At 62.8% G+C, this 12,213-nt stretch carries 12 protein-coding genes and 1 pseudogene; 7 read left to right on the forward strand and 6 right to left on the reverse strand.

All coding sequences use genetic code 11. The features are described 5' to 3' along the window. Positions 1-129 precede the first annotated feature (129 nt). A complete protein-coding gene (locus C8K14_RS21585; RefSeq protein ID WP_107719130.1) occupies positions 130-1,542 on the forward strand; it encodes a 3-hydroxyacyl-CoA dehydrogenase NAD-binding domain-containing protein in 1,413 nt (470 codons plus the stop codon). Then, complete coding sequence (locus C8K14_RS21590) at positions 1,539-2,321, forward strand: enoyl-CoA hydratase-related protein (RefSeq protein WP_062788749.1); 783 nt, start codon at positions 1,539-1,541, stop codon at positions 2,319-2,321. Before C8K14_RS21585 ends, C8K14_RS21590 begins: the two co-directional genes overlap by 4 nt. Before the next feature lie 77 nt (positions 2,322-2,398). Here C8K14_RS21590 and C8K14_RS21595 read toward each other — a convergent pair whose 3' ends face one another. The 6 genes from C8K14_RS21595 to C8K14_RS21620 form a co-directional block, all read right to left on the reverse strand. Continuing rightward, positions 2,399-3,202: an enoyl-CoA hydratase/isomerase family protein gene (locus C8K14_RS21595; RefSeq protein WP_233251189.1), complete on the reverse strand. Its 804-nt coding sequence runs from the start codon at positions 3,200-3,202 to the stop codon at positions 2,399-2,401. Beyond that, entirely contained in the window at positions 3,199-3,837 is a 639-nt protein-coding gene (locus C8K14_RS21600) for a 3-oxoacid CoA-transferase subunit B (RefSeq protein ID WP_107719132.1), read from the reverse strand. The genes C8K14_RS21595 and C8K14_RS21600 overlap by 4 nt, the downstream gene beginning before the upstream one ends. A 17-nt stretch (positions 3,838-3,854) precedes the next feature. Beyond that, positions 3,855-4,532: a 3-oxoacid CoA-transferase subunit A gene (locus C8K14_RS21605; protein ID WP_107719134.1), complete on the reverse strand. Its 678-nt coding sequence runs from the start codon at positions 4,530-4,532 to the stop codon at positions 3,855-3,857. Between the two features lie 58 nt (positions 4,533-4,590). Next, positions 4,591-5,112: a flavin reductase family protein gene (locus tag C8K14_RS21610; RefSeq protein ID WP_062788754.1), complete on the reverse strand. Its 522-nt coding sequence runs from the start codon at positions 5,110-5,112 to the stop codon at positions 4,591-4,593. Positions 5,113-5,225: 113 nt separating this feature from the next. Further along, positions 5,226-5,975 carry a glucose 1-dehydrogenase gene (locus C8K14_RS21615; protein ID WP_107719138.1) on the reverse strand — a complete coding sequence of 250 codons (750 nt, stop codon included), beginning with the start codon at positions 5,973-5,975 and terminating at the stop codon, positions 5,226-5,228. 158 nt (positions 5,976-6,133) lie between these two features. Next, positions 6,134-6,865, reverse strand: a complete 732-nt coding sequence (locus tag C8K14_RS21620) for a TetR/AcrR family transcriptional regulator (protein ID WP_107719140.1) — start codon at positions 6,863-6,865, stop codon at positions 6,134-6,136. A gap of 286 nt (positions 6,866-7,151) precedes the next feature. Between C8K14_RS21620 and C8K14_RS21625 the strand changes: the two genes are divergently transcribed. From C8K14_RS21625 to C8K14_RS21645, 5 genes and pseudogenes are all read left to right on the forward strand, one after another. Then, the gene (locus C8K14_RS21625; RefSeq protein ID WP_107719142.1) at positions 7,152-7,529 is read left to right on the forward strand and encodes a nuclear transport factor 2 family protein; all 378 of its coding nucleotides are present in this window, start codon (positions 7,152-7,154) and stop codon (positions 7,527-7,529) included. 67 nt (positions 7,530-7,596) lie between these two features. Next, complete coding sequence (locus C8K14_RS21630) at positions 7,597-8,673, forward strand: LLM class flavin-dependent oxidoreductase (RefSeq protein WP_233251190.1); 1,077 nt, start codon at positions 7,597-7,599, stop codon at positions 8,671-8,673. Between the two features lie 2 nt (positions 8,674-8,675). Continuing rightward, on the forward strand, positions 8,676-9,422 hold the full coding sequence (locus C8K14_RS21635) for a glucose 1-dehydrogenase (RefSeq protein ID WP_107719145.1): 747 nt from the start codon (positions 8,676-8,678) through the stop codon (positions 9,420-9,422). A 70-nt stretch (positions 9,423-9,492) separates the two neighbouring features. Continuing rightward, positions 9,493-12,012, forward strand: a complete 2,520-nt coding sequence (locus tag C8K14_RS21640) for a TonB-dependent receptor (protein WP_107719147.1) — start codon at positions 9,493-9,495, stop codon at positions 12,010-12,012. Positions 12,013-12,113: 101 nt separating this feature from the next. Continuing rightward, positions 12,114-12,213 (forward strand): annotated as a pseudogene (locus tag C8K14_RS21645) (electron transfer flavoprotein subunit beta/FixA family protein); the annotation flags it as partial.

The following is a 12,213-nucleotide window of genomic DNA, read 5'->3' on the forward strand; positions in this document are numbered from 1 at the left end:
TGTTCGCGCGCCTGGGCCTGAGGCCCATGGAAGGCGAAGAGCCGCTGCGCGCGATGAAAGCCGTTGGCGGCTGCTCGGGCGGCTGCGCGGCCTGAGCCGGACCGATTCAAGAACACCGGAGAGTGAGACGTGAACGAGATATCCAGGATCGGTGTCTGCGGCGCCGGCACGATGGGCAGCGGCATTGCCCAGGTGGCGGCGCAGGCCGGCCATCCCGTCGTGATCTATGATGTCGATGCGCTCTCGCGCGATCGCAGCCGCGACCAGATCACCAAAGGTCTCGCCACTCTTGTGGCGCGTGGAAAGCTTGAGCCCGGGCAACCGGAGGCTATCCTGAATACCTTGGTCTGGACCGACGAACCGGCCGGATTGCGCGATTGCGACCTGGTGATCGAGGCGATCGTCGAGAACCTAGCGATCAAGCAGGACCTGTTTGCGGCGCTTGAAGCCAACTTGCGCAGCGATGCGGTGATTGCCAGCAACACGTCCTCGCTGCCTATCGCACGACTGGCTCGTGGGCTTGCCCACCCTGGCCGGTTCATGGGGATGCACTTCTTCAACCCGGCAACGGTGATGAAGCTGGTCGAACTGGTTTCCGGGCCGGCGACCGATCCCGCCGTGGCGGCGCGCGTGGCCGATGTGGCCACGCGCTGGGGCAAGGTCGGCGTTCCGGTTGCCGACGTACCCGGCTTCATCGTCAACCGCGTGGCGCGGCCATTTTATGGCGAAGCATTCACGTGCCTGCAGCAGCATGGCGCGCCAGCCAACGTGATCGATCACCTGTTCAAGCACGCCGCCGGCTTTCGCATGGGGCCGCTGGAACTGACCGATCTGATCGGCCAGGATGTGAACTTTGCCGTCGCGCGTTCGGTGTTCGATGCCTATTTCGGGCAGACTCGGTTCGTGCCCCAGTTGGCGCAGTCAGCCCTGGTCGATGCCAACTGGCTGGGTCGCAAGACCGGTCGCGGGGTCTATGATTATGCCCAGGGTAAGGGCTTCGAGCGGCCGACTACGCCTGGTGCCGCGATCCCGGCTGACGTTGCGCCCAAGCCGGCCGAATTGCACTGGTGCCTGCCGACGTTCGACATAGGCAAAGTTCAGGTCCGGGTTTCGCGTGGGCGGACTGCGCGGGACGAAGCCCGCGAGATCGGCCGCCCGGTGGTGGTGCTCGACTGGTTCGACGAGAGTTGCGCCGGTTCGATCGGTTACGCCGCCAGCGACGATGATGCCGCGACTGCGGTGGAAGCCAAGCTGGCGGAATGGGGGCTTGAGGCCTATCGCCTTGCGGATCGGCCGGGTCTGGTTGTGCTGCGCACGTTGGCCCAGATCGCCAATGCTGCGGGCGATGCCGTGCTGGAACAGATCAGCGACGAGGACGGTATCGATGCGGCGCTGCGCTTTGGCGCCAACTATCCTTTCGGGCCCTGCGCCTGGGCGCGTCGTTTCGGCGTGGCCGCGCTGATCGAGGCGCTGCGCGCGATTGCTGCAGCGACCGGACAAGCGATGTACCAACCTTCGCAATATTGGGTGAATTTGGCATGACCGACAATTCTCGCCTGCTGCTCGTCGATCGCGCGCCATCGGGGGTGCTGACCCTGACGCTGAACAATCCGGAAAAGCGCAATGCCTTGGCAACCCCGCTGCTGGCGCTGGTGGCCGAGGCGCTTGACACCGCAGCAGGTGACGCTGCGATCCGGGCGGTGGTGATCACCGGCTCTGCCAAAGTGTTCGCCGCCGGGGCTGACATCAACGAATTGATCGAAAAGGGCGTCGCTGGGGCGCTGGCCGATCCACGCCCGGCAAACTGGGCCCGCATCCGCGCTTTTCCCAAGCCTATCGTGGCGGCGGTCGAAGGGTGGTGCCTGGGTGCGGGCAACGAGTTGCTGATGTGCTGCGATCTGGCCATTGCCGGGGCCAGCGCCCGCTTTGGCCAGCCGGAGAGCAACCTGGGGATCATCCCCGGGGCAGGGGGGACCGCCACCCTGCCGCGCGTGGTTGGTCGCATGGCGGCGATGCACATGGTGCTGTTGGGCCAGCCGATCGATGCCGTCACTGCACAGCGATTGGGCCTGGTCCTGGAAGTCGTCGAAGACGGCGCTGCTCTCCCGCGCGCCACGGTTCTGGCCGAAGCCATCGCCGCGCGCGCGCCAGTGGCAGTCCGCCAGGCCAAGAGCCTGGTCAACGCCGCGTTCGATTTGCCCCATGCCGCGCATCTAGGCGCCGAACGGCAGGCGTTTTCCGCTTTGTTCGGAACCGCCGATAAGCGCGAGGGCATTGCCGCGTTCCTGGAAAAGCGGCAGCCGGACTGGACCGGCGCATAAAGACCCGCCCGGCGCGAATCCCCAGTTCGCGCCGGCCTGTGCGCAGCCGGTGTCGGAAACACCCGCGCGCGGGGTTGTCAGGCTTTCGCGCCTTTGCGTTCCCTGCCTCGGCGCAGGGCGGCGAGCACGGCCGCTTCACTGGCGGGATCTTCGACGAGCGCCGAAGATAGCTCCTGCGCTTCGAGATAGGCGTCCATCCATTCCGACCCCTCCCATTCGAGCGAGGCCAGCTTGCGGGCGCGCAGCACCGGCATGTTCTTGCGGGCGATTTGTTCGGCAAGGTCGAGCGCAATGGGCAATACGGCCGGACGCGGTACCACGTAGTTGAAGAAGCCAGTCGGTTCCAACTCGCGCGCGGTGAAAGTGCGGCCGGTGTAGATCATCTCGCGCACTTTGGCTTCCGGCATGCGCAGCGTGGCAAACAGCCCGGCGCTGCCCCCGATCAGCCCATAATCCACTTCCGGGCACGCAAAGCGGGCGTTTTCGCTAGCGACACGCAGATCGCACATGCCTGCCAGCATCATGCCAACGCCCATGGTCGCCGCTTCGATCGCCGCGATCATCGGCTTGTCGATGGCGTGAAAGCGCGGCAACTGCGCATTGATGAAGTGATAGCGTTCCTTGCGGCGCGCGGCCGTCATGCCCTTGAACTCGTGCAGGTCCGCCCCGCCGCACCAGGCTCGGGCACCAGGTGGGGCGGTGATCACCAGCACCCTGACGCTGTCGTGCTGCGTGGCATAGTCGGCCAGCCGGCCGATGTCTTCATAGACGGTCAACGACACGGCATTGACCGGCGGACGCGAGAACGTGACGATCACCACGCCGTCGTCACGATGTTCGAGGACGAAGGCCCCGAGATCGATCATCTGTGACATCATCATGCCTCTGCCAGTTCAAGCCCGGTAAGAGCGCGCAGCGTATCCAGCGTCATGCCTTCAACCATTTCGATCACGTGAGCGCCGTCGGGGCCGACATCGAATATCGCGACGTCGGTGTAGACACGCGACACGCACGCCAGCCCGGTCAACGGATATGTGCATTCGCGCACCAGCTTGCTCTCGCCCGACTTTGTGAGCAGGTCCATCATCACGAACACGTCGCGGGCACCGATCGCCAGGTCCATGGCGCCCCCTACGGCCGGAATCGCATCTGGCGCGCCGGTATGCCAGTTCGCCAGGTCTCCATGGATCGAGACCTGGAATGCGCCCAGCACGCAGATGTCGATATGACCGCCGCGCATCATCGCAAACGAATCGCCATGGTGGAAATAGGAGCCGCCGGGCAGGATGGTGACGGGCTGCTTGCCCGCGTTGATCAGTTCCCAGTCGATATCTTCGGGCTCCGGTGCCGGCCCCATCCCAAGCAAGCCGTTCTCACTTTGCAGGAAGATGTCCTTGTCCTTGGGCAGGAAGTTGGCGACCATGGTGGGGGCGCCGATGCCAAGGTTGACATAGGCCCCTTCGGGAATGTCGCGCGCGACGCGGGCGGCAAGGGCATTGCGGTCCATGCGCTGCATGTCAGGTCTCCTGGTGGTCAGACGGTCGGCGCGGGCTGCATGGCCACGACGCGATCGACGAAAATGCCGGGGGTCACGATGGTTTCGGGATCGAGCGCGCCCAATTCGACGATCTCGGCGACCTGAACGATCGTGGTCTTTGCGGCCATCGCCATGATCGGGCCGAAATTGCGGGCCACCTTGCGATAGACGAGGTTCCCCCAGCGATCCGCCGCGCGCGCTTTCACCAGCGCAAAATCGGCGTGGATGGGATATTCCAGCACATAATGGCGGCCATCGATCTCGCGGGTTTCCTTGCCTTGGGCCAACATCGTGCCATAGCCGGTCGGCGTGAAGATCGCGCCCAACCCGGCACCCGCAGCCTGGATCCGGGCGGCGAGGTTGCCTTGCGGGACCAGTTCCAGTTCCACTTCGTCCGCGCGATAACGTGCGTCGAAGTGGTGCGAGGCGGCTTGTCGCGGGAATGAACAGATGACCTTGCGCACGCGGTTGGCCCGCATGAGCGCGGCGATGCCGGTTTCGCCGGCGCCGGCGTTGTTGCTGATGATTGTGAGGTCCGTGGCGCCTTGGGCGATCACGGCCTCGATCAGTTCCGCCGGAGCCCCGGCATCGCCAAAGCCACTGATCATGATCGATGCGCCGTCCTGCATATCGGCAACGGCCTCGGCCATCGAGGCGACGATCTTGTTAATCATTCCGCTCGGTCCTCTCTGCCACGCATATTGTTATGGGCTAGGTTGTATTGGGCAATGTTCACGCGGGCACGGCTGATGCGAATTTGCCATCTAAATAGAGCAGCGCTGCCGCAGTTGCATTGCGGTGCATCGCGCCCACCTTGCCGATCAGGATCGTGTGCGTACCGTGCGAGTGGGTGGCTTCCAACGCGCACTCGAACGCCACTGTCGCGCTTTCCAGCAGGGGTTGGCCGGCGGGCCCGCGTCGCCACAATCCCGGGGCGAAGCGATCCTTGCCAGCCAGCGCGGCCTTGCCGGCGAATTGGCCCACCACGGCGCTGTCCTGGGCCGAAAGCAGGCTGAGCCCGAACGCTCCGGTGGACAGGATCAGATCGTGCGCGCTGGCCGAACGGTTGACGCACGCCAGGAGCATGGGGGGATCGGCGCAAAGCGAGGACCAGGCGGTTGCCACCAGCCCGCCGGCATCATCGTCTTGCGCGCTGGCAATGATGGCAACCGCACCGGGCACTTGGCGCATCTGTTCCAGAAAGGCGGCGCGCAAGACCGTGTCGTCGGGCGCAATCGAGCTCGCGTTGTCCATCTTTGCCTTACTCATAAATCCGAAAAAACGTCGGATATAACTAGCGAGCGCGGCGTGCTGCGCAAGTGAAATCGTGTCGCACAGGCGCCGACTGCGCCTGCGCGACACCCGGTTCACAAGGCTGTGAGGCCGCCGTCGATGATGTATTCCGATCCAGTGATGAAGCCGGATTCGTCGGATGCGAGGAAAACCACGAGGTTGGAGACATCCTCCACTTCGCCCACCCGCCCGATCGGGACGGAGGCCGATGCCACGCGGATGCCGTCTTCGTCGAGCGCGTCAGTCATCATTTTCGTCTTGATATAGCCGGGATGGACGGAGTTGGCCCTGATGCCCTGCTTGCCGTATTCGATGGCGACTTGCTTGGTTATGCCGCGCACTGCGAACTTGCTGGCGGCGTAAGCGACGTTGGGGGTGCCATAGATCGCCACGATGCCCGAGATCGACGATATGTTGACAATCGAGCCGCCGCCGGCGCGGATCATTGCGGGGATCACGTGCTTGGTGCCGAGGAACACTGCAGTCTGGTTGATAGCGCAAACGCGCTGGAATTCAGCTTGCGTCAGCTCTGCACAGCGTGTGGGTGAACCGATGATGCCAGCGTTGTTGACCAGCGCGGTGACAGGGCCAAAGCGGGCCTCGGTAGCATCGACAACCGCTGCCCAGTTCTCTTCGTCGGCAACGTCGAGGCGATAGAACGCAGCCCTTTCGCCCAGTTCCCGGGCAAGCGCTTCGCCACGCTCCGCATCGATGTCGGTAATCGTGACGGCGGCGCCTTCGGCCAGAAAGCGCCGCGCGTGGGCAGCGCCCATGCCCTGTGCGGCACCGGTGATGATGGCAACTTTGCCCTGGAGTCGTCCCATGAAGCCTCTCCCAATTAATCTCGACGATAATTCGGATATTATGGCAACGAATGGACGGGTTGGGAAGCGTGTTCACACGCGTTGGCTGCGCAGCGCTGAAGGGGGGTGAAGGGTAGTCAAAAGCGGGCGTCGAAGGCGCTGGTGCGCCGGCAAGGGTGTCAGGGGCGTTCGTTGGCGATCATGGTGATGACGCGATCGGCCATCTCCGCGCTGGCTTTCGTCAGGTTGCGCGGGCGCCGGTACAGCAGCCAGGTGATGATCACCTGGTTGACCGCGCCGAGCAGCAGTGACGCTGTTTCATAGCTGTTCCGGCCGGCGGGAAATTCACCCTGGCGGACGCCTTCGTCGATGAGGTAGCGTGCGATCCGCGCAAAATCATCGACGCTGTGGCGCAATTCGGTTTCGCTGACGAGCACGCTCGGCCAAATTTCCAGATAAAACAGGCGGCCCCAATCGGCATGTTCCCGCGCGAAATCGGCGGACATGGATAGGTAGAGCAGGAGCTTTTCGCGCGCGGATGTTTTTCCGACAACCGCGGCGCGATACTCCTGAAAGAAGCTGACCAGATGCGAATTGGGCAGGTCGTACGCCAGGTCTTCCTTGCTCTTGTAATACTCGTAGAGCGTGGACGTGGATATCCCGGCTTCGGCGGCGATGTCGGCGATGCGCGAGCGCGAGATGCCGTCCCGCGCAAAGACGCGCAGGGCGGCATTGAGAATTTGCTGTTCCGTGCGCTTGCTGCGGTTCTGCTTGCGGTCAGGAGCGCGCTTGGGGCGGCTGGTGACGAGCTCGAGCAGCGTGTCCCAAGCGTGGTCGCCGGCTTCGGCCCGATCCTCGGGTGCAGTGTCGTTGCAGTCTTGCGCGTCAATCCCGCGGGTCGATAGGGGCATTCGAGCAGCCTTATAGTGGGGTTGTATGCTACTATCAGGATATTTGTTGCCGACCAAGAGTCGGTTTGGAATGATAATGTCGCCTAAAAACAACTAGATAATATGACGTTTCCAAAATAACCCGACAAAACGTCGAAAAAAATTGACGACGTCCTTTCGGGAATCTAGGCTCCTTGCAACAAACAAGCAGGGCTCGAATCGAGCATTTCCGCAAGCGCGGTGGAGATGCGCGCTGCATGCGGCAATGCATGGGTTCGGAGAACCACCTGAATTCGCGGAGAGGACGATGGCCGACCTTGCCAACCGTGCCGAGCGCTTGATCCAGGCTTACAATGCCAAGGATTTCAATGCGATGGCAGATATGATGGCACCGGATGTGGATTTTGCCCATTACAACCGCGACTTCACGTTGACGTCGCGCGACGCGCTGCTCGAGGTCTTGCGCGGCTTTGCCGAAAATTATGTTCCCGATCGTCATTTCGAAGATGCAGACTTGGTCCTCGAGGTCGGTGACACGGTCATCCGCCAGGCCTGGTATGTCGGCACGCCAAGCGTGGACTTGCCCGGTTTTGGCAAGGCCGGGGCAGTGTTCCGGCTCAAATTCTGCAGTTTCATCCGCTTTGATGGCGATGGCTGCATCATCGAATGGAAAGATTTCGGCTGACGGCAGGCCCGGCTTGCGGGGCCGCGCTGTGACGTCCGACCAACGAGGTGATCCCATGAAAATTGGCATGTTCCAGACCCCGTTTCTCCGTCCCGAGCGGACGGCAAAGCAGGTTTTTCACTGGGCAGTACAGCAGGCGATCCATGCCGACCGCGTCGGCTTCAGCGAATATTGGGTTGGTGAACACGGCACGCTGGACTGGGAAAGCATTCCCAGTCCGGAACTGGTGATCGCCGCTGCCGCAGCCCAGACGAGCCAGATCAAGTTCGGCCCGCTGGCGCATCTGCTGCCCTACCATCACCCCGCAACTCTGGCCATTCAGACGGCCTGGCTCAGTCAGGTGCTGGAAGGTCGCTATATGCTGGGTGTCGCCACGGGGGCCTATCCCACTGATGCGGCGGTGCGTGGCATTACGGATATGAGCAAGAACCACGCCATGATGCTCGAGGCGATCGACATTATGGAGCGGGTGTGGAACAACGAACCGTTCCAGATGGAAGGCCAGTTCTGGAATGCCGGCTATCCGAAGAGTGATCCGGCCCACCCGTTGCGCGATACCCGCCCGTGGGGCGGGCAGATGCAGATGGCGATGACCGGTCTGTCTGCACCGTCGCCCTCGATTACTTTCGCCGGCCGGCATGGCTTCATCCCAGCCTCGGTTTATGCGGGCAATGCATTCCTGCGCAGCCATTTCGAAACTTATCGCGAGGAAATGGAGCGGGCCGGGCGGCTGAGCGACCGCTCCGCCCACCGTGTGGTGCGCGACGTCGTCGTTGCCGAGACCGACGCCGAGGCGCGGAAGCTGGCGCTAGAGGGCGGGCTGGGCCTCGCTTGGGAAAGCTACATCAAGCCGACGTACAAGCGGTTTGGTGTGCTCAAGGGCCTGCTGCACGATCCCTCGGTTGATCCCGACACGGTCGATGCGGAATACCTAGCCGAGCATGTGTGGATTGTGGGTTCCGTCGAAACGGTACGCCAGAAGATCCAGGCTTGGTGCGACGACCTGGGCGGTCCGTTCGGCACGCTGCTGGTCTACAGCCACGACTATATCGACAATCCCGAGCCATGGGAGCATTCGATGAAACTGCTGGCACAGGACGTAGCGCCGCAGATCGGCGCCCCGGCCGTGGCAGGAGTGGCCTGACCATGTCGCGCCTTGCCGGAAAGGTTGCGATCATCACCGGCGCCGCGCAAGGCATGGGGGAGGCCCATGCCCGCGCTTTCGTGCGCGAAGGGGCGCAGGTGGTGCTCACCGATGTCAATGCTGTGCGCGGTGAAGCCATCGCGGCCGAACTGGGCGAAGCTGCCTGCTTCGTCGAGCATGACGTGGCCGATGCAGCAGGTTGGCGGCGCGTGGTGGGCGTGGCGGAAGCGCGATTTGGCCCGGTCACCGTGCTGGTCAACAATGCGGGCGTGATCGGCCCGGTCAAGGGCGTGCTCGATCTCACCGAGACCGAATTCCTGGAGGTCTGTGCCGTCAACCAGTTGGGGACGTACCTTGGGATGCAAGCCGTGCTGCCGGGCATGCAGGGCGCAGGCGGCGGCTCGATCGTCAACGTATCGTCGATTGCCGGGATGGTCGGCGCGGCCGCCTCGTCGAACGCCGCCTATTGCGCCAGCAAGTGGGCCGTGCGCGGAATGACCAAGCTGATGGCGGTATGGCACGGCAAGGATGGCATCCGCGTCAATTCCGTGCATCCCGGCTACATTCTTACGCCGATGATGGTGGCCGCCACCGACGAGCATGGCGGGGGTGCCGCAGCGGCCATTCCCCTCGGGCGGCTAGCCCAGCCGCATGAAGTTTCCAATGTCGTCGTATTCCTGGCGTCGGATGAGGCGTCGTTTGTTTCCGGTGCCGAGCACGTGGTCGACGGGGCGATGATCGCCGGTTGAGCCGACGCCCCGCGGCAACGCGGATAGATGCCTGCTTACCTGATCTAACAGAAAAAAATGGGAGGTAGAGATGCGCCTGAATAAACAATATCTGTTCGGCGGAGCCGCTGTTGCGCTGGCGATCCTGTCGGCCGACACCGCGTTGGCCCAGGCAGCCGCCAAGCCCGACGCCAAGCCGGAAGAGGCAACGGCGGCGCCGGAAATTATCGTGACCGCCAACAAGCGCGAGCAGTCGGCCAACAGTGTCGGGCTGACCATTTCTGCGGCATCTGGTTCGGAATTGCTCCAGCGTGGCGTTTCCGGCCCGGCTGACCTCGCCAAGCTGGTGCCCGGCTTCACGTTCACTCAGTCGCTCTATTCCACGCCGGTATTCACCCTGCGCGGCATCGGCCTTTACGACGCGACCTTTGGCGCGCCGCCCTCGGTTTCGGTCTATACCGACCAGATCCCGCGCAACGTGCCGGTCATGTCTGACGCGCTCGATCTCGATATCGAGCGGGTCGAAGTGCTCAAGGGCCCGCAAGGCACGCTGTTCGGGCAAAGCTCTACCGGCGGTGCCATCAATTACATCGTCGGCAAGCCTACGCCTGACTTCCATGCTGGCTTCAACGCCTCCTACGAACGCTTCGATCGCGCCGAAATCGGCGGTTTCGTTAGCGGTCCACTGGGCGACAAGATTTCCGCACGGCTTGCAGTCAAGGGAATCAGCGGTGGCGCGTGGCAGCGCAGCCTGTCCCGGCCCAACGACGACAACGGTGATGCGCGCAAGATCATGGGGCGCCTGACCGTCGACATTGCCCCGGCCGATGGCGTTAAGATCGAACTCATGGCCACCGGTTCGCGCGATCGGTCCGATCCGCTGGCCCCGCAATATGCTGGCACGATCTACGATATCTATGGCAGCCAGTCGCAACTCGCCGCGTCAGGCAACCCCTATGGCTACGTCGATGCCAAGCGCTACGCCGATCTGACCACGCCCGGTTCGGCCGGGTATAGCGGCAGCTTCCTGGGTGCCCAATCCACGCTGGTCAGCCGGCTCAATGGCCCAGATCCGGCCGTTGCGGCCGGCGCCCGCGCCGTGCTGGGCACGAAGATCAGCAACAACGCGCGCGATGCGGAATGGACGCAAGGGTTGCTGGGCAAGTCAGACAACAGCTATTACCAGTTTGCCGGGCGCATCGATGTGGATGTGACGGACACGATCACGGTCACGTCGGTCACGGCCCTCGCCAAGCAGAAATTGGCTTACAACCAGGATCTCGACGGAACCACTGCCCGTGCAGTCGATGTGCCGCTGTTTGGCGATGTTCGGTCGTTCAACCAGGAACTGCGCCTGGCAGGCAACTCGCCGACCTTGCACTGGATCGTCGGGGCTAGTTATGACAACGTGCGTACATCACAGAACAACTATTTCCAGCTGAACGATTATTCGGGCAACCTGGGGCTTATTACGCTCACCTTGAACAATTACGCGTCCAGAATGCGCTCCTATGGGCTGTTTGCGAACGCCGAAGCCGAAATCGTCCCTAACCTGACGATCCAGGGCGGTATCCGCTACACCAACAACAAGCAGAGCGCGACCTACTGCTACAACGACCCTGCCATCGACACCGCGCAGGGTACGGCGACGATCTATGGTGCAGCGCTCAACAGCGTGCCGATCACCATCCTGCCCGGCCAGTGCTTCCCGACATCAGGCGATCTGCTGTTGGGTACGGCCAAATCGACGCTCAGCCCGGTCACCAGCCACCTGCAGGAAGACAACGTGTCGTTCCGCGCGGGTGTGAATTACAAGTTCGACCAGGGCACACTGCTCTATGCCACGGTCAGCCAGGGTTATAAGGCCGGCACGTTCTCGGCGATCGGCGCCTCGCGTATCCTGCAATATACCCCCGCTACCGAAGAAAAGGTGCTGGCATTCGAAGCCGGCTTCAAGGCGCCGCTGGCGGATCGTAAGGTCCAGCTCAACGCGGCGGCGTTCTACTACGACTATTCCAACAAGCAGGTTCGCGGGCGGATTGCCGATCCCGTGTTTGGCTTGCTGGAAAAGATGCTCAACGTGCCCAAGTCCTATATTTTCGGGATCGAGGGTGAACTGGTGGTCAAGCCGCTGGCCGGCCTGCACTTGAGCGCGAGCGCGACCTACCTCAAGGCCAAGGTGACCTCGGACTATTCCAAAACCCCTGACGGGCAGGCAGTTTATAACGCTGCTGGCTATACCGGCAATTTCCGCAATTCCGAGCTGCCCTATACGCCCAAATTCAGCGCGAACTTTGACGCACAGTACGAACGCCCCATCGGTGACAACCTCGTCGGCTTTCTGGGCGGCACACTGACGTACCAGGGCCGGCAGAACACCACGTTCCACAATGCGGCGCTGCCCGCCGACGATTTCGAGATCGCCGGCTATGCCACGCTCGATGCGCGGATCGGCGTGGGCTCGGCCGACGGGCGTTGGCGCGGGACGATCTATGGCCGCAACGTGACCAACAAGACCTACACCACGGCGATCTCGACCTATCTCGACACGCTGATCCGCTATCGTGGCAAACCGGCGGTCTATGGGGCGTCCATCGCCTATCGCTTCTGATCTTGACATGGCCCGGTGAGGGCCAGGCAAAAAATCCCGGGGCCGCTCCATCGTGGGCGGCCCTTCGTTTCTGTCCACGCCGTTGATGAGAGTGCACCACAATGAGAGCCCTGGTCTGCGTGAAGCGGGTGATCGACTACAACGTGAAGCCGCGGGTGAAGGCGGATGGCACGGGTGTCGAGCTGGCGAACGTGAAGATGA

The sequence above is a fragment of the Novosphingobium sp. GV079 genome (assembly GCF_003058045.1).
Taxonomy (GTDB): Bacteria; Pseudomonadota; Alphaproteobacteria; order Sphingomonadales; family Sphingomonadaceae; genus Novosphingobium; species Novosphingobium capsulatum.

Excerpts from the sequence above, each read along its gene's own strand:
- C8K14_RS21600 (WP_107719132.1), bottom strand. The coding sequence starts at position 3,837 with ATGCAGCGCATGGACCGCAATGCCCTTGCCGCCCGCGTCGCGCGCGAC.
- C8K14_RS21625 (WP_107719142.1), top strand. The coding sequence starts at position 7,152 with ATGGCCGACCTTGCCAACCGTGCCGAGCGCTTGATCCAGGCTTACAAT.
- C8K14_RS21630 (WP_233251190.1), top strand. The coding sequence starts at position 7,597 with ATGTTCCAGACCCCGTTTCTCCGTCCCGAGCGGACGGCAAAGCAGGTT.
- C8K14_RS21590 (WP_062788749.1), top strand. The coding sequence starts at position 1,539 with ATGACCGACAATTCTCGCCTGCTGCTCGTCGATCGCGCGCCATCGGGG.
- C8K14_RS21610 (WP_062788754.1), bottom strand. The coding sequence starts at position 5,112 with ATGGACAACGCGAGCTCGATTGCGCCCGACGACACGGTCTTGCGCGCC.
- C8K14_RS21595 (WP_233251189.1), bottom strand. The coding sequence starts at position 3,202 with ATGATGATGTCACAGATGATCGATCTCGGGGCCTTCGTCCTCGAACAT.
- C8K14_RS21620 (WP_107719140.1), bottom strand. The coding sequence starts at position 6,865 with ATGCCCCTATCGACCCGCGGGATTGACGCGCAAGACTGCAACGACACT.
- C8K14_RS21615 (WP_107719138.1), bottom strand. The coding sequence starts at position 5,975 with ATGGGACGACTCCAGGGCAAAGTTGCCATCATCACCGGTGCCGCACAG.
- C8K14_RS21635 (WP_107719145.1), top strand. The coding sequence starts at position 8,676 with ATGTCGCGCCTTGCCGGAAAGGTTGCGATCATCACCGGCGCCGCGCAA.
- C8K14_RS21605 (WP_107719134.1), bottom strand. The coding sequence starts at position 4,532 with ATGATTAACAAGATCGTCGCCTCGATGGCCGAGGCCGTTGCCGATATG.
- C8K14_RS21640 (WP_107719147.1), top strand. The coding sequence starts at position 9,493 with ATGCGCCTGAATAAACAATATCTGTTCGGCGGAGCCGCTGTTGCGCTG.